The organism is Streptomyces sp. NPDC055078 (assembly GCF_053607985.1).
On the sequence record NZ_JBSGUP010001047.1, the window covers coordinates 1 to 1,723 of the forward strand.

The 1,723-nt window shown below is 67.4% G+C and carries 1 protein-coding gene; it reads left to right on the forward strand.

What is annotated here, in order from left to right:
- The first annotated feature begins 88 nt into the window (after window positions 1-88).
- Window positions 89-1,675, forward strand: a complete 1,587-nt coding sequence (locus ACWF94_RS40005; RefSeq protein WP_453500136.1) for an ISL3 family transposase — start codon at window positions 89-91, stop codon at window positions 1,673-1,675.
- Window positions 1,676-1,723: the final 48 nt, after the last annotated feature.

Below are 1,723 nucleotides of genomic sequence, written 5' to 3' on the forward strand. Positions count from 1 at the left end.
CGGTTCTGATCCACTTCTTGTGGGGCGATGACCTGGCGTCACGAGCTGCTGGAAGAATGCCTGTTCGTGTGATTGCAGCGTGCTCTCGGTGGCGTTCCCTCATCTGGCGTCGGTGATGGTGGAACAGGTCCTGGTCGACGATGTGGGGGTGGCGCTCACGGCGCGGACGGTGACCCGGGAGGCTGCTTGTCCCGGGTGCGGCACGCTGTCTGGTCGTGTCCACGGCAGGTATCGGCGGCGGTTGGCCGACCTGGCGGTGGCAGGGCGGAAGGTCGTGATCGACCTGGCGGTGCGGCGATTCCTGTGCCAGGCGGCGCCGTGTGTACGCCGTACGTTCGTCGAGCAGATAGCCGGGCTCACCGAGCGGTTCGCGCGCCGTACTCCCGCACTCCGTCGGACCTTGGAGCGGATGGCACTGGCGCTCGCGGGGCGTCCGGCGGCCCGGCTGGCCGCGCACCTGTCGGTCCCCGTCAGTGCGAACTCGCTGATCAGGATGGTGCGCAGGCTCCCGGACAAACAGTCCTCAGCCGCTCCGCGAGTGATGGGTGTGGATGATTTCGCGTTCAAGAAGGGCCACGTGTACGGCACGATCATCTTGGACGTGGAGACCGGCGAGCGTGTGGACGTGTTGCCCGACCGCACCTCGGAGACGCTCACCGCCTGGCTGCGCGCCCATCCCGGGGCCGAGATCGTGTGCAGAGACCGAGCCAGCGCCTACGCCGAAGCCGTCCGCACCGTCTGCCCCGATGCCACGCAGGTCGCGGACAGGTACCACCTTTGGAAGAACCTGTGCGAAGCCGTCGAGAAGTGCGTCGCCCAGCACCGCACGTGCCTCACCGAGCCCGCGCAGGACACGAGCGCCGATTACCCCGCCGCCGTGAAAGCCGGCCCGGGCACCGACAACGTACCGGAAGAGCCCGTGGAAGGGCTGCGCGTGATCAAGCGACGTGAGCGCCATGCCGCGGTGCATGCCCTGTACGACAAGGGTGTGCAGATCGAGGTGATCGCCAAGACCCTCGGGCTCGACCGTAAGACCGTGCGCCGCTACGCGCACGCCGCCACCCCCGAGGACGCATCCCTTGGCACCGGCTCCCGCCGCTACGGCCAGGTCCACGCCTATTCGCCCTATCTGCACCGCCGCTGGAACGAGGGCTGCACGGACGCGGCACGACTTCACACGGAGATCACCGGACTCGGCTACCTGGGCAGCAAGAGGACCGTCCGCCGTCACCTGGAACAGATCCGCGCCAGCGGCAAGCCCGCACCCGAGAAGCCCAAGGAGCTGACCGTCCGCAAAGCCACCTGGCTGATCACTGCGCACCCCGACAAGATCGACGAGAGCAACGCGCTCAAACGGAAGCAACTCCTGTCCCATTGCCAGGAGTTGGGTGCTGTCGCCGACTGCGTGCGCGACTTCGCCCGGATGATGACCGAGCGCCGAGGCAACGAACTCGACGATTGGCTCACCCGCGCCGAGAACACCGGGCTGAAGCCGCTACGGAGTCTGGCCCGTGGCCTGCGGCAGGACTTCGGCGCCGTCACGGCCGGACTCACCCTGGAGTGGAGCTCGGGCAAGGTCGAAGGCAACGTCAACAGGGTGAAGCGGATCAAAAGGGACGGGTACGGCCGGGCCGGATTCGACCTCCTCCGACGCCAAATCCTCCTCGCAGACTGAGCACCGTCACCCTCCGCAACCGCCCCACAAGAAGTGGATCAGAACCGC